Below are 17,643 nucleotides of genomic sequence, written 5' to 3' on the forward strand. Positions count from 1 at the left end.
TTATTAAAAAACAATCAGCATTGCTAACGCGAATAAGAAAGTTATGAAGAAGAAACTTGAAGCAGAACTTATAAGTATTGCCCATAAAATCTTACAGTTAAAAAACAAGTCTGACTTGCAGGTATTGCAAGAACAGTCGAGAGTTCTATATGAAAAATTAACGATCTTAAACTTTGCTGAGACACATTTTGAAGGTGCACAACCTACTATTGGTAAAGTTCGTGAGCAACTTGAAAAAAATGATGTTGTAGATGAGGTGCCTTCCGATCGAACAGTTGTAAATGAAGAAAAAGCTGTAAAAGAGGGGTCTAGTAGCGTTAAACAGGACATAGTTGAGGATGTTAAAGATACGCTTTCATCAGTAGAAATAGAGCCTACAGTTGACCATGAACCGGAAGTGACGGAGAAGCAAGATGATATACGCATTGAGGATGTGAAATCTGATGAGATTTCGGATAAACCGGAACTTATTATTGAAGAAATCAATGCACGTGTTACTGGAGATCTTTTTGTCAGAGCAAATGAGGAGGAGTCTTATGGAAAGGCCCTTTTGTCAGATCAACAGTATGAAAAAAACGACTTTGAGGAAATAACGGGAGCACATCAAGGACTGCCAATATTGGACAAAGGAAGCAAGAATGAAACCAAAGAAAAGCCTAAGTCATTGCACGATCAGTTAAAAAAAGGCATCCATATTGGTTTGAATGATCGCTTAGCTTTTATAAAACATTTATTTGATGGCAGCTCTGCTGATTATAACCGGGTATTATCTCAACTTAATACCTACAGTAGTAAAGAGGAAGCTCATGATTTTATTCAGACAATGGTTAAGCCGGATCACAATCAGTGGGAAGGCAAACAAGCGCATGAAGAACGCTTTGTTGATCTGGTGATGAGTAAGTTCGAGTAAATATTAAACCTTTTTCTATGTTTTGCTTTTTCACTTGTGCAAAAACATGCAGATGATTACAAAAATTTATGTCAAAACTATATATAGTACCTACACCGATAGGTAATTTAAAAGATATTACATTTCGCGCCATCGAAGTCTTACAAACAGTCGATTTAATCTTAGCAGAAGACACGCGCACCAGTGGCAAATTACTTAAGCATTATGAGATTACTACGCCCATGCAAAGTCATCATATGCATAATGAGCATAGAACAGTAGAACATATAATTAATCGATTATCTCAGGGAGAGCAAATAGCATTGATCAGTGACGCTGGTACTCCGGCAATCAGTGATCCTGGATTTCTTTTGGTGAGAGCCTGTGTAGCGGGTGGTATCGAGGTAGATTGTTTACCGGGAGCTACTGCTTTTGTTCCTGCCCTGGTAAATAGTGGTTTGCCAAACGATAAATTTGTTTTTGAAGGATTCTTGCCTGTTAAAAAAGGCAGACAAACGCGTTTGTTAGCGCTAGCAGAAGAGCAACGAACAATAATTTTTTATGAATCTCCTCATAAACTGCTGAAGACATTAACTAGTTTTGTTGAATATTTTGGAGAAGATCGCTTAGTTTCAGTGTCAAGAGAATTAAGTAAACTTCATGAAGAAACGATACGAGGTACGGTAAAAGAAGTGCTTGCACATTATGAAAACAAACCTCCAAAAGGAGAGATTGTGATTGTGGTGGGTGGGAAAAAATAGATGAAACAGTTAGGGGGTAAGATAAAATATATCGCACCCCCTTTTATCAACAATTTAAGATTAAATCAGTTTGAAGCGTTCACCAGTCTCTCTAACGCGCTATCCGCATTGCATTGATCAAATTCAGGCATTGCGATATCAATCACAGCAGAGCTATCAAAAATGTCAAAGCCGGAAACTTCTGTTCTTTCTCCATTGATAACCATAAAATACGTGTATTTATTGGTAGTATTATTTTTTATGAACCCAAGATCTCCTATGTTATCCGAAATTTGACTTACACATTCTTGTATAGAATCTTTCAGGTTCTGTAAATCTTCTATACTAGGCAATTCGTCCACGATATGTTGCGCTGCTATCATGATGTCGCTAGTTTGCTGAATGTACTTCACATTATTTGCAGCCTCAAGCAATTGACTAACCTGTCCGGAATTCAACACCGTGGCTTTGATAGTTATTGATCTGGTTACTATTCCAGTAGTAGTACATTTTGGCACAACTACTTCTCCTAAAACTCTTACCTCTTTATTTCCGTGAGTTATACGCACATCCACACGTTTATCAATAGTGTGTAACGCAGCTAGCTCTCTTAATGCAGCTTCAATTTCCATTCTGGTTTGGTCATTGTCGTTCGATTCATTAACTGCATTTCGCAAGCGAATCAGGGCAGCTTTATAAGGTGCTGTGACATTGTTAACTACACTTGCGATATTATCACTGCACAAAACCCTACCATTTTGACTTAGATATGTATCTGCCTGTCTTCTGCCATCAGCGATACCTGCAGCTACAGACTCATCAATAATTGATAAACTATTGGATACGACAGCAGGTAGTGTTTCTCTAAGACCTCGTAAGCTTAATTCAAATTTGTAGTCTTTTGTTGCCTCTTCAAGATTCTCAATAGCGTTTTCTACCACAGCAAATGTAGAATCAATTTTGTGACCTACAAGATCACCAATATGATCTGAAAAGTTTTCAGGGGGTATAGCAATATATTCAGTTTCATCTTTGGTGAAGGTAGCTTTTGCACTCCATACTTCATCGTTTCTGGTAACTTTACCGGTCATGGTAAATGCATCTTCGGTTAAGCGTAAAGCACCGGCGACTTCCTGCGATTTTTCCGGCATTTGAATACTAAAAGAACCGCTTAAGCCCACATCAAAATTCCCGTTTTCAACGATATAGCCATAGGCTTTAAGTTGACCATCCGGCTTGAGAGGAATTAAGTTAGGCCACCAAGAGCTATCTGGATCAACTAAACCATTAATAAAAGCCTTGGCAGTCACGCCGTTTTGTGCAGAGGCTTCAGCTATCACGGCAGCACTTCCTTGTCCAATAGGAAACCCAAAGGAAATAAATGATTTAATGGGTAAACTAAGTTCCAGCGCTCCATTAATACCTGATCTATAATTGTAACCTATATCAGATTGCATGGGTTCATCAAATTGTAGGTCTGCACTCAATTCTTTGTTTTCATAATACATCCCATTGGCTTCTAATATTTTCCAAAAAGAAAAACTACCTCCACGTACAGACTTTGCCGAGAAAGAGAGTATGTCATCAACAGCTTGGGTAGGTACATAAGAAAGAAAGCCTTGCTCTGAAACCCCGATACTGCCACTACCTAATACATCTTGACTTGCGGAAAAAAAGTACATAGGATCTGTGTAATCAGCAATATAGGTGATGTGCCCCCCCACGGGAGGTTTTAATGACAAAGGTTTGTGAGCCTCGGGGTCATCATTAGCACCAATTGTGACCTCTATAGCAACTGCAATGTGAAATAAAAAATAGAATCTTTCGTCGACCAGTTTAATTTTGAAGTTATGGTTTTCATTTAAGTATTTCCCACTATAAAAATTAACATCTGCTTGAATAGGTTCTATAAACGTAAAATAGTTTGTTGGGGGGGGTACTTCTGATGTACCTGTAACGGCGGCAAGTGTACCATCGTTATTAAAAGTGACATCTAGCTTTGCGTTATCAAAGACAATTTGATCTGTAGAATCTGTTTCTATGATAAGTTTACCATCAACATAGTAACCTGTTGATGATTCCCTAATTTCACCTTCGGCTATTACATTATCCCTGCTAAATGGTGAATAAGGACTACCAACAGGATTACAAGGTTCGATACATGGATCTTGTGTTTCATCATCTTTACTACATCCCCAGAAGAAAAGGCTAAAAATGATTAAGACGATCATAATGGTTGTGTGAGTTTTCATAGTTTTAAATTTTAAAGTATTGAAGTAGAGTGTTTCAACATGTATTTTGATCAAAATTGAACAACTATAGTAGAAAATAAAAGACTTGAAACCCTTAAAATGTAGAAACGTTGTTTTTACGTACATCTAACGTATTTATACGTAATAAAAGTCTAAAAATCAGTATTTTAATTAAAATTTAATTAAATTTAAAGAGTAAACAATAGTTAAAGTAAGTCGATATGGAAGCAACAATCACCGTAGACAAAGTTTCAACACAACGTTGGGAAAGAGAGGATGTATTAAAATTAGCTCATCATTTCCATAAACTAGAAAAGGGTCAATACCATAGGGCAACCTGTTTTGAGATGTCAGATAATGACGTTATCAGCTTTAAAGCTATTTCATCCATTAATTCTATCAAAATATGCATGGCTCTTGAAAAAAGAGACAAGAAGAGTAATATTAGCTTTTGTCCTTATATAGAGGTAAATACTAATGAAAAGTATAGATTTTGTTTAACCCCTTCCATTAGCCGACCTAAGAGAAGTGACTATTTTAGTTCAGCTATCGTCCCAGGGGTGTTCAAAGAAATGATTTGGAATAATTGGGACAAACTTGAAATGAATAAGATAGATGATCTTTTTCATTGTCAAAATATTCCGGATCGGGGAAACAATGGAGTAGATCAGGATTATTTGGTAAGAGTGAATTTTTTCTGGCTCAGTGATGATGTTATTCAGTTAATACAACAGATCAAGAGCACTACAAGAAAAATAACCTTATATCCGGGTGTAGATATGAACAAGGTCGAGCAAAAGCATATGATTTCTTTTACTCCGGTCTTAGGGTTTACTCATGATGAGGGAGCGCATAATGTAGATAGAATGGGTGTGATTGAGAGCACTGATACAGAAACGTTAATAGAGTATTCTACGCCATGTCCTCCAACTTGTCCATAATTTTAAAAATAGACTAATCGTAAATGCATGAGAGAAGATTTTTTCTTTATTTTAGGAAACGTGTCAACTTTTATAGTAGTTATTCCATTACTGATATCTGTATTACGATTTAGATTACTTACGACTGTCCAGTTAAAGTTAGTTCATTTATTAATTTTAGTATTGATCGTGGAATCGATTTCAAACATATTGTGGCGTAAGAAAATAAATAACTTACCGGTCTATCATTTGTATACCATCATTGAGTTTTTATTGATTATTCGAATATATTGGAGTACTTTATCTCAATTAGTTTCTAAAAAGCTGCTAGTCGGTATAAGTGTAATTTTTGTGGTTTTGGCAGTACTCAACACGATTTTTTTTCAAAGTATTTATGTATTTAACTCTAATATAACGACTTTGTTAAGTATTCTGGTGATTCTGTTTTCCTTGAGTTTTTTTTACATAACATTGAAGGACGTTGAGTATACAGCCCTAGAGAAGAATCCCATGTTTTGGATTAATTCCGGTTTTTTAATTTATTTTTCAAGTAATCTGATTTTGTTTTTTATCAATAATTATTTATTTGAGAAATCCACAGAAGCTAGTTTTTTAATATGGGGACTCCATGCCATTGTTAATATTGTGTTGATCATGTTTTATACTATCGCTGTATGGGTAAATCCGAAGAAGCAATAACGTTGAAAATCTTAGTAATTGGAATGGCTGTCATTTTTGCTTTATCACTGGCAGTGATTGTCTTTTTTATTCTCTACCAACGTAAATTATTAGCGCAGCAAAAGAGGCATCAGGAGAAAGAAACCAGATATCAAAAAGAACTACTCAAAACCGCGATACTGAGTCAGGAGAAAGAGAGGAATAGAATAGCCAAAGAGCTACATGATGATGTTGGGGCATTGCTAACAACAACAAAACTATATTTTAATCAAATTACACCGGATTTACCCAAATCAGAGATTATAAGCTTAACTAATAAAAGCCTTAGTTTTTTAGATACTATGATCGAGAGCGTTCGTACTATCAGCAGGGATCTCAGACCTGTTATTCTGGAAAAAATGGGATTAATAGAGGCTGTGCAAAGTCTGGTTCAGTCGATACAGGATACAGGTGCTGTCAGTATATCTTTTAATAACCAGCCCATCCAAAGCTTGTCTAAGTCTAGTGAACTCAATTGCTATAGAATCGTTCAGGAATTATTAAATAATACTTTAAAACATGCAAATGCAAGCAGGATTCTAATTAACATAAAAACTGAGAAGGAGTATTTAGTTATTGCATATGAGGATGATGGTAAAGGTTATAATCCGGATACGGAGGAAGAGGTTGAGGGTTTAGGGTTTAAAAATATTAAAAGTCGATTATCTGTCGTGTCAGGAAAGTTTTATTTTCCTTCTACACAGAAAGGTTTTAGAATGAACGTTAGCATTCCCTATGATGCATCGTAAAATTATAAATAAAAGATTATGGATGATATAAAACTTGGATTAGTAGATGATCACAATCTTTTTAGAGAAGGGATAAAATCTTTAATAAAAAAAATGCCACGGATTGTGCTTGTATTGGAAGCTGTAAGCGGACGGGATTTGCTTGTAAAGCTTGAAGATACAGATCCGGATGTTATTTTGCTGGACCTGGAAATGGAAGAAATGAATGGAATCGATACGATAACACAGCTGAAACATTCTCACCCTGACATTAAGATAATCATCCTAACCATGCACAAAGAAGAAAGGATGATTTCTTACCTTATGGAAATAGGGGCCAACGGATATTTATTGAAGGATACTAACCAAAAAGAATTGGAAGAAGCAATACAATCTGTGCACAATCAAGGGTTTTATTTTAACACCTATGTGTCAGAGGCCTTACTCAAAGGGCTCAAAAACAAGAAGCAGTATACTCCAGTACTTGGTAAAGATTACAAACTGACCAGTAGAGAGCTAGAGGTGTTACATTTAATCAAAGAAGAATTAACTACTGCCGAAATTGGGGAAAAGTTGTTTTTGAGCACAAGAACTATTGAGGGTCACCGTAAAAACTTATTATGGAAACTCAACGTTAAAAATACTGCAGGGCTTATGATTAAAGCGATTCAAGAAAAGATTATAGAATTATAATTTTTTAACGGGAAAGGCTTCAACGTAATGAGGGTAAAAGAAATAGATTAGCTATGTTTTCCTTTCTCCCAACCATGTTTTCCAAGATATTTCTCTCCGGATTCTATAGCACCCTCTTCAACAGTTGTCCCCATAGAATCATTCCATCGATTGAGATATCCAAAGAGAGAGATAACGCCAAGCATTTCTACAATTTCTCCCTCATCCCAGTACTTATATAGTTCTAATTTAATAGACTCATCAACAGCGTTTGGTACCATGGATGCGGCTAGTGAAAAATCTAAAGCTGCACGTTCTGCATCGTTAAATGCAGGATGCGTCTTATATTCCCATATATTATCCAGTTGTTCCTGTTCTGCCCCGTAACGTTCGGCAGCGCGAATTGCATGTGCCTGACAATACCTGCAGCCAGTGGCATTACTGCTTACCCATGCAATCATTCTTTTTAATGCTGAGGTTACCCGACCTTCATTGGCCATAACGGCTTTATTAAGATTGATAAAAGCTTTAGAAATCATCGGTCTACGTTGCATGGTAAGTACAGAATTTGGACAAAACCCTAACGTTTCATTAAAAAAATCAGCAAGTTCTTTTGTTTCCGGATCATGATCTGCAGGCAGTGGTGTAACTAATGGCATGGATTGTTTTTTTAGGTTAGGTGAAAGTACAATTTTCAATACTGAAAACCAATATCGTTTCTCAGTTAAAATCTTGTACCTTTATCGACCACTTTTTTAAAACAGTACTATGCGTTGGACATTAAAACCTAAACCGGATCAAAAAACGGCTTCAAAGCTAGCCGAAATTCTTAAAATTGATCACGTATTAGCAGAACTACTGGTACGAAGAGGGGTGGAAAGTTATGATGATGCTAAAAAGTTTTTTAGACCGGATTTAAACGATCTTCACGACCCATTCTTGATGAAAGACATGGATAAAGCTGTAAATAGGATTAAAAACGCTGTAGATGTTAACGAAAACATCTTGGTCTACGGAGATTATGATGTGGATGGCACTACCTCTGTAGCACTCATGTCTTCTTACTTAAAAACGTTAACTCCACAGGTGGCGAACTACATTCCTGATCGTTATAATGAGGGATATGGAATTTCTTATCAAGGGATTGATTATGCAGCTGATAATGATATTACACTGATTATAGCGTTGGACTGTGGGATTAAGGCCATTGAAAAAATTGCGTACGCTAAAAAGAAAGGAATTGATTTTATAATCTGTGATCACCACAGACCGGGAACTCATATTCCGGATGCTATAGCAGTATTAGATCCTAAAAGAGATGATTGCACGTATCCCTACAAAGAATTGTGTGGTTGTGGTGTGGGCTTTAAATTAATTCAGGCAATACATGGAGTAAGGGGTGGAGCATTAAAAGCTATCCTACCGTATCTGGATCTAGTAGCTACAGCAATTGGGGCGGATATTGTGCCTATTACCGGAGAGAATAGAATCTTGGCATATTATGGGTTGCAAGTGCTCAATTCAGCTCCGCGTATCGGATTTCAAGCCATGTTATCACAAGTTAAAAAGAAAAGCTTAACTATTACAGATGTTGTTTTCTTATTGGCTCCAAGAATTAATGCGGCGGGTAGAATGAAGCACGGTTTACACGCTGTTACGTTATTGACAGAAACCGATTACGAATTGGCCGTTGCATATGCCAAGGAAATTGAAACCTACAATGTCGATCGCAAGGCGGCCGATCAGTCCATTACAATCGAAGCATTACAACAGATTAAAGAAAAAAAAGAAGAGAATAAGCATACAACCGTAGTATATGATGCCGGTTGGCACAAAGGCGTTATCGGTATTGTTGCCTCTAGGTTGATTGAAACTTTTTATCGCCCCACCTTAGTCTTCACGAAAAGTGGTGATAAATTAGCCGCGTCGGCGCGTTCTGTCAAAGGCTTTGATGTCTATAATGCGCTAGAGGCTTGTACAGAATATATTGATCAGTTTGGAGGACACAAATATGCAGCGGGACTTACCCTGTATGAAGAGCATTATGATGCTTTCAAGAACAAATTTGAATCTGTGGTAGAAGAAAGCATGGATACGGCTTTAATGACACCCGAAATTTTGATTGATGCGAAGCTTGAACTCACGCAAATTTCACCTAAGTTTTATAGGATATTAAAACAATTTGCTCCGTTCGGACCCGGGAATATGGCTCCTGTTTTTTTGACAGAAGGTGTTCAGGACACGGGATGGGGTAAGTGTGTGGGAGCAGAGGGGACACATCTAAAAGCAACGCTGAAAAAAGATAATATTCAAATTGGCGCTATCGGTTTTAATCTTGGAAGTAAATGTGATCTAATTCTTGAAAAAAAATTATTTGATGCAGTTTATGCTATCGGTGAGAACGAATGGAATAATGAGATTAACCTTCAGTTACTTCTTAAAGATATAAATTAACTTATTTTTATTTAGATTCAATATAAATAATAGTATTTTTGATGAAAATCAAAAGGTATGAATACGGTTGACAAAATTTATAGTAATGAAGTTGGGATGTCATTTTATTGGACGCGAGAACGCAAAACACTACTACCAAAAATCCAACTAGTTTTCAGGAATACTGGATTTTTACTTTCGTTAAACGAATTAAAAGACTTTTCATCTTTTTGTGCAAGTAGCTTAAGCACGCAAAATTGCAATGCTTGCAAAGCGCATTCGTCTTGTAAAACTTTTTTATTGAGAACACCTTCAGATAAAATAGACTTAGCCGTAAGCAGTGAAGAACTCATACAAATTCAGGAACTGATAAACGGTACTATTTTTAGAATAGAAATGAAGCAATGGATTACTTCGCTTTGTTTGAACTAAGAAAATCCCGAATGATATAGCTGATTTTTTTTGCTTTGGTTTCTTGTAAAAAATGTTTCTCATCAATAACGTGAATATTTTCCTTTTTTACATCAAAACTATTTGCAACACTTAGCTGTTGTGGCGGCCATTGTAACATGGTGTCATGGATACCCCAAATAACTGTTGTTGGGATTTTTATACTATCAAAAGTCGTCCTATAATCAGGGAGCTGATTGCAAGTCTCACTATAATAATAATAAAGAGCATCGGTTTTCCCTTCGACTAAAGGCGTTTTATAACCTTCTACATCCAAATGATTAAGTTTATTTTGTTGAAGACCCTCGTCAAACAACTTTTTGAAGAGGTTGTTAGTTGCAATGCCTTTTCTGTATGACCACATTTTGGTTTTTGAGGCAATTCCCGGTTGTAATTGTATGGTTGGATAGAATCCATCATCAAATAACACCGTGTTCAACAAAACTAAATTCACTATACGATTTGGTTGACTTTTAAATAGTTCCCAAGTCCAAACGCCACCGGCATCATGCACTACCTGTGTCCACGTATCTACACCCAATCCGTTCATAAGCTCCAGCAATCGTCTGGCATGATTTTGTTCACTATATAATTCAAAACCTTCTGGTGAATCACTGGATCCAAAACCTAGCATATCCGGAACTACAACGCGGTACCCACCGGCAACTAAGGGGTCAATCATTTTACGATAAAGCCAACCTGAAGTAGGGACACCATGAAGGAGAACAATGACAGGTCCGTTACCTTTATCTATATATTTTATGATACCATCTTCTGAAGGAAATGTTCTCTGATTTTCTCTAAAGCTTTCGTAGGTAATTTGGTTTTTACGAACTTTCGTGGTCTCATAAGGCTTACAACCAAAGAGAAATAGGAAACAAATGAAAAGGGTAAAAATCCGATAGCTCATAAATGAATGTTTGTCAGAATGAAAAGTACGTAAATTTGCTAAATTCAGCGGTACCTTTTTAATTATTAAAGTATGTTTTCAATAACGATGGTGTTACCATTAAATTGAATAGTGTCATTATTTTTTTTACCTATTAGCAGTTTGCCGATTGGAGAATTTGCCGCTATAGCAAAACAGGATATTCCTTTTGTATCAACTTTACCAACAGAAATACTAAGAAAATAAAGACCCTTATCTGTATAAACCAAGCTTCCCAATTTTATCAATGACGCTGGTGTCAAACTAATCTTTAATAAAATTAAGTCAAGTTTTTGGACTTCGGCTAACTGAACGCCAAGTTTTTCGCGCTCTATATGAAGCATTGCTCTACCAGTTTCATGTTTGTCTCCAGCAGAACTTTTCGTCTCTGACTCCAGAGCCATCTGTATATCAGTGATTTGAAATGTCAAACGCTTGCGTCTTGAATTAACATAATTTTGGCAATGCAATAGAAGTTCCTCTTTGATGTTTGTAGCTTCCATTTTTTACAAGATGGGTTAAATATTAAAGTAAATCCGCTAATTCTTTACCAATACCACTGCCTATGGCTATCCCCATTCCTCCAAGACGAACTCCGCAAAACACATTGTCAGATAACTGTTTTACGATGGGTTTTTTTTGTTTCCCAACTCCCATAATTCCGCTCCATCGGTGCTCTATTTCAATTTTGCGTGCCGGTAACACCACATCTTCAAGCAACTTTTCAAGGGCATTCTGAATTATCGGAGTCTGCCCTGGTAGATGCGTGTTTTCGGTGTCAAAATCCAAATTACGTCCGCCACCGAGCAATATTCTATTATCGATATTGCGAAAATAATAAAACCCTTTATCAATATGAAAGGTGCCTTTAATTTGTAAGTCCTTAATAGGTTTGGTTATTAGTACTTGTGCTCGCGCAGGTTGTACTTTATCGATTCCGAGTTGTTTGGCAAAACCATTGGTAGCTATACAGACTTTATTAGATGTAAAAGCAAATTTTTCAGTTTCAATAGCTACAGCATTATTGGTTTCAGACAACTTAAGAACAGCGCAACTGTTTAATATCTTTATGTCACTCTTGTATACCTTGGTAAGTAGCGAACTCATCATCTCGCCGGTATCAATCTGCCCTTCAAGATTGTTATATATCAGCGTCTCTTGAATGTTTCTAAATCCAAAAGTGGATTTTTTTTCTGAAAACACTTTCTGATTAAAGACCGGATAGAGCATTTCGTTAATTCTAGGAAGGTTTGCTATACAATTGGCGTAGCTATCTAAGGCATCTTTGCTAAAGATTTCATAGCCCCCATATTCTTTGTAGCCAATAGTTGTACCCCCTAATGTGTTGCGCAAATGTTGAAGTCCGTCAACTCGTTTTTGAACGAGTTGAATTATTTCTTCTTCTGTGTGTGTAGTAAGATCGTCTATGATCTCTGAAGTGCTGCCAAAACAAGCAAATCCAGCATTTTTTGTACTGGCACCTTCGGGTAAGACACCTTTTTCCAGTACGATAATCTTTGATTTTGGGAAACGCTCCCTTAACCGAAGCGCACAATGAAGCCCGACGATACCACTACCAATAACAGTGATATCGACATTAGAGATCCAGCTTTTATATTCCCAATAACTTAAATTCATAAAAAAAGCCTCAATATTGAGGCTTAGTATTTTAACTTACAGGCTCCTTCATTTCAAAGTCTTCCATAAATTTTGTGGTATAATTTCCTGCTACATAATCAGGATGATCCATTAATTGTCTGTGAAAAGGTACTGTGGTTTTGATACCTTCAATAATAAATTCATCCAACGCTCTTTTCATCTTATTTATCGCCTCTTCTCTTGTTTGAGCTGTGGTGATCAATTTTGCAATCATTGAGTCGTAGTTTGGTGGTATAGTATAACCACTGTACACATGGGTGTCTACACGAACTCCATGTCCACCAGGGATATGTAAGTTTGTGATTTTTCCAGGTGAAGGTCTAAAATCTTTGTAAGGATCCTCTGCATTTATTCTACATTCTATTGAATGCAATTGTGGGAAATAATTCTTTCCGGAAATAGGAATTCCTGCGGCAACCAAAATCTGTTCGCGAATCAAATCGTAATCTACAACTTGCTCCGTTATTGGGTGCTCTACCTGAATACGGGTATTCATTTCCATAAAGTAGAAGTTACGATGTTTATCCACCAGAAACTCTACAGTACCGGCACCTTCATACTTAATATACTCTGCAGCTTTTACTGCAGCCTCTCCCATTTTTTCCCGAAGCTCGTTCGTCATAAATGGAGAGGGTGTCTCTTCAGTTAATTTTTGATGCCTACGCTGTACAGAACAATCTCTCTCAGAGAGGTGACAAGCGGTTCCATTACTATCGCCAACAATTTGAATTTCGATATGGCGAGGCTCTTCGATGAGTTTTTCCATATACATACCATCATTACCAAAAGAGGCAGCTGCTTCTTGTCGGGCACTGTCCCAACCTTTGCGTAATTCCTCTTTTTTCCAAACAGCACGCATACCTTTACCACCACCACCAGCGGTAGCTTTTAACATAACAGGATAGCCCATTTCATCGGCTAAGGCTTCAGTTTCTTCAAAGGTATCCAGAATACCTTCACTACCTGGAATCGTAGGTACTCCCGCTGCTTTCATCGTCGCTTTGGCAGTAGCCTTATCTCCCATTTTTTCTATCATCTCGGCGCTGGCACCAATAAATTTGATCTCATGCTCCTCACAAATTTTTGAAAATTTGGCATTTTCAGAAAGAAAACCGTATCCTGGGTGAATAGCATCAGCATTCGTAATCTCTGCTGCAGCTATTATATTGGCCATTTTAAGATAAGATTCATTACTGGGGGCAGGGCCAATACATACGGCTTCATCAGCAAAACGTACATGTAAGCTTTCGGCATCAGCAGTCGAATAAACGGCTACAGTCTTAATACCCATCTCTTTACAGGTTCGAATCACCCTCATGGCAATTTCTCCTCTGTTTGCGATTAGAATTTTTTTAAACATAACTAATTAAATTTAAAATCTTGGATGCTGTGATTATTTGGTACTTCGAAGTACCTGTTGACAGAATCAACAGAAAAAGCACAGCCATCTAAGAGTTGGGTTATGATGGATCTACTAAGAACAATGGCTGGTCAAACTCTACCGGTGATGAGTCATCAACAAGTAGTTTAACAATAGTACCAGAAACTTCACTTTCGATTTCATTAAACAATTTCATTGCTTCAATGATACAAAGTACATCACCTTCTTTAATGGTATCGCCAACTTCAACAAATGTAGGTTTATCCGGAGAAGGTTTGCGATAGAACGTTCCAATAATTGGGGATTTGATAGTGATATATTTGGAATTATCCTCTTCAGCCTGACTAGCTTCTGTCGGAGCTGCAGGAGTTGGGATCGGAGCAGCTGGTGCTGGTGCCTGTCCCACCTGATGTCCTTGCATTTGTGTATTCATTGGGATTTGTTGTAGGATAGTAGTCTCTTTACTATCTTCAGATCCTGTTCTAATGGTGATTTTGACATCATCCATTTCTAATTTTACTTCGCTAGCTCCCGACTTGGCTACGAATTTAATTAAATTCTGAATTTCTTTTAAATCCATAATATAGTGTATTGTGTTTTGTTTTGTTGTTGTTTAGGAATTATAGGCCCATTTTAAATAAATAGAACCCCAGGTAAAGCCACCACCAAATGAGGCAAATACAATATTGTCTCCTTTTTTCAGTTGCTTTTCAAAATCACTTAATAATAAAGGTAAGGTAGCAGATGTCGTGTTACCATACTTTTGAATATTCATCAAAACTTTCTTATCGTCCAAGTTCATACGATTGGCGGTAGCATCAATGATACGTTTATTTGCCTGATGCGCCACTAACCAATCTACATCTTCTCCGGATAAATTATTGCGCTCCATAATTTTACTGCTTGCATCCGCCATGTTTGAAACAGCGTATTTGAAAACAGATTTTCCATCTTGCTGTACAAAATGCTGTTTATGAGCGACTGTTTCTTCTGACGGTGGTAAAAGAGAGCCACCGGCTTCAATTTTCAAAAATTGCCTGCCTACGCCATCAGTTCGTAAATATTCATCTTGAAATCCAAGGCCTTCTTCATTAGGCTCAAAAAGCACAGCGCCTCCACCATCACCAAAAATAATGCAGGTTGCCCGATCGGTATAATCTATTATAGAAGACATCTTATCCGCTCCAATAAGCAGTATTTTTTTATATCTACCTGATTCAATATAACTGGAAGCAGTAGACATGCCGTATAAAAAACTGGAACAAGCTGCTTGTAAATCATATGAAAATGCATTCACAGCTCCTAATTGTGAAGCGGCAAATGCAGCGGTTGATGCCACTGGAAGATCTGGTGTAGCTGTCGCAAAGATAACCATATCAATCTCTGAGGGATCCAAGTTTCGTTTTGCTAATAAATCTTCTGCTGCTTTGATTCCAAGATATGAAGTACCTTTATCTTTATCCTTTAGGATTCTTCTTTCCTTAATTCCTGTACGACTGGTAATCCACTCGTCATTTGTGTCCACCATTGTCTCTAAGATAGCATTGGTTAGGACGTAATCTGGTACATAAGCACCTACTGCTGTAATAGCGGCTGAGATTTTACTCATATCTTTGTTTTAGTTTCCGTGCTTAGAGAAGTACAAGCTCTCAAAAAGCCGTTGAAATTACTAAATTATATGCAAATATGGCGCAAAATAGTGGGATTTTGACACATATTCAACTAAAAACAAAAAAACTCTCACTTATGTGAGAGTTATAGTTTGAATTTTAACAGTTTACTTACGCAGCTGTTTCTTCTTCTGTGTTATCAATTACGATTTGACCACGATAGTATAGTTTTCCTTCGTGCCAATGCGCTCTGTGATATAAATGTGCTTCACCAGTAGTTGGATCAATAGCAATTTGTGGTACAGAAGCTTTATAATGTGTTCTTCTTTTATCTCTTCTCGTTTTTGAGGTCTTTCTTTTAGGATGTGCCATTGCTAAGTATTATTTATCGTTTAATAAGTTTTTTAATTTATTCCAACGAGGGTCTATTTCCTCATCGTTTTCTTTTATTGTTTTGTCTTTAGGACTAAGTTCATCTAACTTTTCAAGTACTTCAGAATTTAATGTTCCGTCTTCAACACCGGGGTGCACTCTTTTATAAGGTACCGCCAGAGCAATAAGTTCATAAATGTATTGTTGTACATTGACTTCATAAGCTCCATAGGGAATGATCAAAAGCTCTTCGTTTTCATCATTAAACACTTCCCCAAACTTTACGACTACCATCAATTCATTATTAATGGGTAGATCAAAAGGTTCATTAGTTACATCACAATTTACATTTACACTACCAGTAGCTGTAAATTTGAGCTCTAACAAAGTGCTTTTCTTGTTAAATTCGAGCAGAACGTCTACCGTCGCTGCATTAAATTCATCATACTCAAAATGTTCAAAGAACGTATTGTCAATTTGATATTCAAACTGGTGTACTCCTTGCTTCAGTCCAACAAAAGGGATGTTATACGCTTTTAGTTGTTTCATTTCATCATCAGTTTCAGGCCATTTGCCAAATGGGTAAAGGCGGGTGCAAAGATAACAAAAAAATGTTACCAGCATACTTTTGTAAATAAAATTATATCAGAATGTTACTCGGTTGTAGTTTACGTAAAATTTACATGGTATGCACCTTGTTTTGACGTACTAGTTACAAGGGTTTAAAATGGATAAAATAAGTGAATGTGATTTTACCTTTTTCGCTGCACAGGCTTTCGCGCTTGTTTTTTCAAAGGATTTTCGGTGAGGGTTTTATATTCATTACGTTTTTTGAAGATGGTTAGTGCAGCAAAGACAGCTTCCTTAAAGGAGCCGGCATCGGCAATACCTTTTCCGGCAATTTCGAAGGCGGTGCCATGATCAGGTGAGGTACGTACTTTATGCAATCCTGCGGTATAATTTACTCCTTTGCCAAATGATAGTGTTTTAAAAGGGATTAAACCCTGATCGTGATAAGATGCTACGATAGCGTCAAAGGTAGTATAGGCATTGGATCCAAAGAAACTATCGGCGGCATAAGGTCCGTAAACCAGTTTGTTTTCTGCTCTTATTTTTTCAAGGGTTGGCTTTAATACCTCATCATCTTCTTTACCAATCACACCATTGTCTCCACTATGCGGATTGATTCCAAGTACGGCAATTTTAGGTTTTGAAATACCAAAATCCTGCTGCAATGTGGTATAGATAGTATTGATTTTATTCTGTATCAGCTCTGGTGTAATAGCTTGGGTAATATCTTTGAGCGCCACATGGTCTGTGAGCAGCCCTACTTTAAGGTCATCCGTAATCATAAACATCAGACTGTCTCCGTCCAATTCTTGGTTTAAATAATCAGTATGTCCGGGGAACTTAAAGTCTTCGGCTTGTATGCTCGCTTTGTTAATAGGCGCGGTGACCAATACATCAATTTCATTGCTTTTTAACGCTTGGGTCGCGGCTTTTAGGGATTTGATAGCATACGCTCCGATAGCGGGATCTTCTTTTCCAAAACTTATTGAAACAGGCTCTTTCCAGACATTTAATACATTAACTTTTCCGTCGAGAATTTGAGAGGTAGTATCAATTCCATGAAGGTTAATACTGCTTTTGAGTTGTTTTTTGAGAAAGGACAACACTTTTACAGAAGCAAAAATAACGGGAGTGCAAAAATCAAGCATTCGGGGGTCTTCAAAGGTTTTCATAATAACCTCACTACCAATTCCATTGAGATCTCCAATTGATATGCCAACTCTTATTCTTTCTTCTTTCTTCATTTTAAGCGTGTTTATGATTATTTTTGCGTCTTATAATTCGGATCCATTAATCGGTTCGCAAATTTAACTAAATATTTC

General features: G+C 37.0%; 19 protein-coding genes. 8 read left to right on the top strand and 11 right to left on the bottom strand.

Features of this window, described 5'->3' with window-relative positions; genetic code table 11:
• The first annotated feature begins 43 nt into the window (after positions 1 to 43).
• Positions 44 to 910, top strand: a complete 867-nt coding sequence (locus BD809_RS00800; RefSeq protein ID WP_148781048.1) for a hypothetical protein — start codon at positions 44 to 46, stop codon at positions 908 to 910.
• Between the two features lie 68 nt (positions 911 to 978).
• Positions 979 to 1,650: a 16S rRNA (cytidine(1402)-2'-O)-methyltransferase gene (rsmI, locus tag BD809_RS00805; protein WP_148781049.1), complete on the top strand. Its 672-nt coding sequence runs from the start codon at positions 979 to 981 to the stop codon at positions 1,648 to 1,650.
• A gap of 65 nt (positions 1,651 to 1,715) precedes the next feature.
• On the opposite strand, the gene BD809_RS00810 is transcribed toward rsmI, so the two are convergent.
• A complete protein-coding gene (locus tag BD809_RS00810; protein WP_148781050.1) occupies positions 1,716 to 3,881 on the bottom strand; it encodes a hypothetical protein in 2,166 nt (721 codons plus the stop codon).
• A gap of 221 nt (positions 3,882 to 4,102) precedes the next feature.
• Between BD809_RS00810 and BD809_RS00815 the strand changes: the two genes are divergently transcribed.
• Genes BD809_RS00815 through BD809_RS00830 form a run of 4 tightly spaced genes read left to right on the top strand, consistent with a single transcriptional unit; the run spans position 4,103 to position 6,939 of the window.
• Positions 4,103 to 4,822: a hypothetical protein gene (locus tag BD809_RS00815; protein ID WP_148781051.1), complete on the top strand. Its 720-nt coding sequence runs from the start codon at positions 4,103 to 4,105 to the stop codon at positions 4,820 to 4,822.
• 27 nt (positions 4,823 to 4,849) lie between these two features.
• Positions 4,850 to 5,500 (top strand): hypothetical protein, encoded by a 651-nt coding sequence (locus tag BD809_RS00820; RefSeq protein WP_148781052.1) that lies wholly within the window; start codon positions 4,850 to 4,852, stop codon positions 5,498 to 5,500.
• Positions 5,476 to 6,267 carry a sensor histidine kinase gene (locus tag BD809_RS00825; protein ID WP_148781053.1) on the top strand — a complete coding sequence of 264 codons (792 nt, stop codon included), beginning with the start codon at positions 5,476 to 5,478 and terminating at the stop codon, positions 6,265 to 6,267. The genes BD809_RS00820 and BD809_RS00825 overlap by 25 nt, the downstream gene beginning before the upstream one ends.
• A gap of 18 nt (positions 6,268 to 6,285) precedes the next feature.
• The gene (locus tag BD809_RS00830) at positions 6,286 to 6,939 is read left to right on the top strand and encodes a response regulator transcription factor (RefSeq protein ID WP_148781054.1); all 654 of its coding nucleotides are present in this window, start codon (positions 6,286 to 6,288) and stop codon (positions 6,937 to 6,939) included.
• Positions 6,940 to 6,986: 47 nt separating this feature from the next.
• On the opposite strand, the gene BD809_RS00835 is transcribed toward BD809_RS00830, so the two are convergent.
• Positions 6,987 to 7,577 (bottom strand): carboxymuconolactone decarboxylase family protein, encoded by a 591-nt coding sequence (locus BD809_RS00835; RefSeq protein WP_148781055.1) that lies wholly within the window; start codon positions 7,575 to 7,577, stop codon positions 6,987 to 6,989.
• A 109-nt stretch (positions 7,578 to 7,686) separates the two neighbouring features.
• Between BD809_RS00835 and recJ the strand changes: the two genes are divergently transcribed.
• Positions 7,687 to 9,372, top strand: coding sequence for a single-stranded-DNA-specific exonuclease RecJ (recJ, locus tag BD809_RS00840; RefSeq protein WP_148781056.1), 1,686 nt, complete (start codon positions 7,687 to 7,689; stop codon positions 9,370 to 9,372).
• Positions 9,373 to 9,429: 57 nt separating this feature from the next.
• Positions 9,430 to 9,783, top strand: a complete 354-nt coding sequence (locus BD809_RS00845; protein WP_148781057.1) for a hypothetical protein — start codon at positions 9,430 to 9,432, stop codon at positions 9,781 to 9,783.
• On the opposite strand, the gene BD809_RS00850 is transcribed toward BD809_RS00845, so the two are convergent.
• The 9 genes from BD809_RS00850 to pdxA all read right to left on the bottom strand — a co-directional run bounded on the left by BD809_RS00850 (position 9,761) and on the right by pdxA (position 17,565).
• Positions 9,761 to 10,711, bottom strand: coding sequence for an alpha/beta fold hydrolase (locus BD809_RS00850; RefSeq protein WP_246131387.1), 951 nt, complete (start codon positions 10,709 to 10,711; stop codon positions 9,761 to 9,763). The genes BD809_RS00845 and BD809_RS00850 overlap by 23 nt on opposite strands.
• A 65-nt stretch (positions 10,712 to 10,776) precedes the next feature.
• The gene (locus tag BD809_RS00855) at positions 10,777 to 11,232 is read right to left on the bottom strand and encodes a 3-oxoacyl-ACP synthase (RefSeq protein WP_148781058.1); all 456 of its coding nucleotides are present in this window, start codon (positions 11,230 to 11,232) and stop codon (positions 10,777 to 10,779) included.
• Between the two features lie 22 nt (positions 11,233 to 11,254).
• Complete coding sequence (locus BD809_RS00860; RefSeq protein WP_148781059.1) at positions 11,255 to 12,367, bottom strand: NAD(P)/FAD-dependent oxidoreductase; 1,113 nt, start codon at positions 12,365 to 12,367, stop codon at positions 11,255 to 11,257.
• 31 nt (positions 12,368 to 12,398) lie between these two features.
• Positions 12,399 to 13,748, bottom strand: a complete 1,350-nt coding sequence (gene accC / locus BD809_RS00865) for an acetyl-CoA carboxylase biotin carboxylase subunit (RefSeq protein WP_148781060.1) — start codon at positions 13,746 to 13,748, stop codon at positions 12,399 to 12,401.
• A gap of 100 nt (positions 13,749 to 13,848) precedes the next feature.
• Positions 13,849 to 14,349, bottom strand: a complete 501-nt coding sequence (gene accB / locus BD809_RS00870; RefSeq protein WP_148781061.1) for an acetyl-CoA carboxylase biotin carboxyl carrier protein — start codon at positions 14,347 to 14,349, stop codon at positions 13,849 to 13,851.
• Between the two features lie 33 nt (positions 14,350 to 14,382).
• Positions 14,383 to 15,378 carry a beta-ketoacyl-ACP synthase III gene (locus BD809_RS00875; protein ID WP_148781062.1) on the bottom strand — a complete coding sequence of 332 codons (996 nt, stop codon included), beginning with the start codon at positions 15,376 to 15,378 and terminating at the stop codon, positions 14,383 to 14,385.
• Positions 15,379 to 15,550: 172 nt separating this feature from the next.
• Positions 15,551 to 15,751 carry a 50S ribosomal protein L32 gene (gene rpmF, locus BD809_RS00880; protein WP_148781063.1) on the bottom strand — a complete coding sequence of 67 codons (201 nt, stop codon included), beginning with the start codon at positions 15,749 to 15,751 and terminating at the stop codon, positions 15,551 to 15,553.
• A gap of 9 nt (positions 15,752 to 15,760) precedes the next feature.
• Positions 15,761 to 16,300, bottom strand: coding sequence for a YceD family protein (locus BD809_RS00885; protein WP_148781064.1), 540 nt, complete (start codon positions 16,298 to 16,300; stop codon positions 15,761 to 15,763).
• A gap of 203 nt (positions 16,301 to 16,503) precedes the next feature.
• Positions 16,504 to 17,565, bottom strand: a complete 1,062-nt coding sequence (pdxA, locus tag BD809_RS00890) for a 4-hydroxythreonine-4-phosphate dehydrogenase PdxA (RefSeq protein ID WP_148781065.1) — start codon at positions 17,563 to 17,565, stop codon at positions 16,504 to 16,506.
• Positions 17,566 to 17,643 lie beyond the last annotated feature (78 nt).

It is taken from the genome of Aquimarina intermedia (genome assembly GCF_008124785.1).
Taxonomy (GTDB): Bacteria; Bacteroidota; Bacteroidia; order Flavobacteriales; family Flavobacteriaceae; genus Aquimarina; species Aquimarina intermedia.

Excerpts from the sequence above, each read along its gene's own strand:
- rsmI (WP_148781049.1), top strand. The coding sequence starts at position 979 with ATGTCAAAACTATATATAGTACCTACACCGATAGGTAATTTAAAAGAT.
- BD809_RS00850 (WP_246131387.1), bottom strand. The coding sequence starts at position 10,711 with ATGAGCTATCGGATTTTTACCCTTTTCATTTGTTTCCTATTTCTCTTT.
- BD809_RS00885 (WP_148781064.1), bottom strand. The coding sequence starts at position 16,300 with ATGAAACAACTAAAAGCGTATAACATCCCTTTTGTTGGACTGAAGCAA.
- rpmF (WP_148781063.1), bottom strand. The coding sequence starts at position 15,751 with ATGGCACATCCTAAAAGAAAGACCTCAAAAACGAGAAGAGATAAAAGA.
- BD809_RS00855 (WP_148781058.1), bottom strand. The coding sequence starts at position 11,232 with ATGGAAGCTACAAACATCAAAGAGGAACTTCTATTGCATTGCCAAAAT.
- BD809_RS00815 (WP_148781051.1), top strand. The coding sequence starts at position 4,103 with ATGGAAGCAACAATCACCGTAGACAAAGTTTCAACACAACGTTGGGAA.
- BD809_RS00825 (WP_148781053.1), top strand. The coding sequence starts at position 5,476 with ATGGGTAAATCCGAAGAAGCAATAACGTTGAAAATCTTAGTAATTGGA.
- BD809_RS00820 (WP_148781052.1), top strand. The coding sequence starts at position 4,850 with ATGAGAGAAGATTTTTTCTTTATTTTAGGAAACGTGTCAACTTTTATA.
- BD809_RS00845 (WP_148781057.1), top strand. The coding sequence starts at position 9,430 with ATGAATACGGTTGACAAAATTTATAGTAATGAAGTTGGGATGTCATTT.
- BD809_RS00830 (WP_148781054.1), top strand. The coding sequence starts at position 6,286 with ATGGATGATATAAAACTTGGATTAGTAGATGATCACAATCTTTTTAGA.
- BD809_RS00800 (WP_148781048.1), top strand. The coding sequence starts at position 44 with ATGAAGAAGAAACTTGAAGCAGAACTTATAAGTATTGCCCATAAAATC.
- recJ (WP_148781056.1), top strand. The coding sequence starts at position 7,687 with ATGCGTTGGACATTAAAACCTAAACCGGATCAAAAAACGGCTTCAAAG.
- BD809_RS00835 (WP_148781055.1), bottom strand. The coding sequence starts at position 7,577 with ATGCCATTAGTTACACCACTGCCTGCAGATCATGATCCGGAAACAAAA.
- accC (WP_148781060.1), bottom strand. The coding sequence starts at position 13,748 with ATGTTTAAAAAAATTCTAATCGCAAACAGAGGAGAAATTGCCATGAGG.
- BD809_RS00810 (WP_148781050.1), bottom strand. The coding sequence starts at position 3,881 with ATGAAAACTCACACAACCATTATGATCGTCTTAATCATTTTTAGCCTT.
- BD809_RS00860 (WP_148781059.1), bottom strand. The coding sequence starts at position 12,367 with ATGAATTTAAGTTATTGGGAATATAAAAGCTGGATCTCTAATGTCGAT.
- pdxA (WP_148781065.1), bottom strand. The coding sequence starts at position 17,565 with ATGAAGAAAGAAGAAAGAATAAGAGTTGGCATATCAATTGGAGATCTC.
- accB (WP_148781061.1), bottom strand. The coding sequence starts at position 14,349 with ATGGATTTAAAAGAAATTCAGAATTTAATTAAATTCGTAGCCAAGTCG.
- BD809_RS00875 (WP_148781062.1), bottom strand. The coding sequence starts at position 15,378 with ATGAGTAAAATCTCAGCCGCTATTACAGCAGTAGGTGCTTATGTACCA.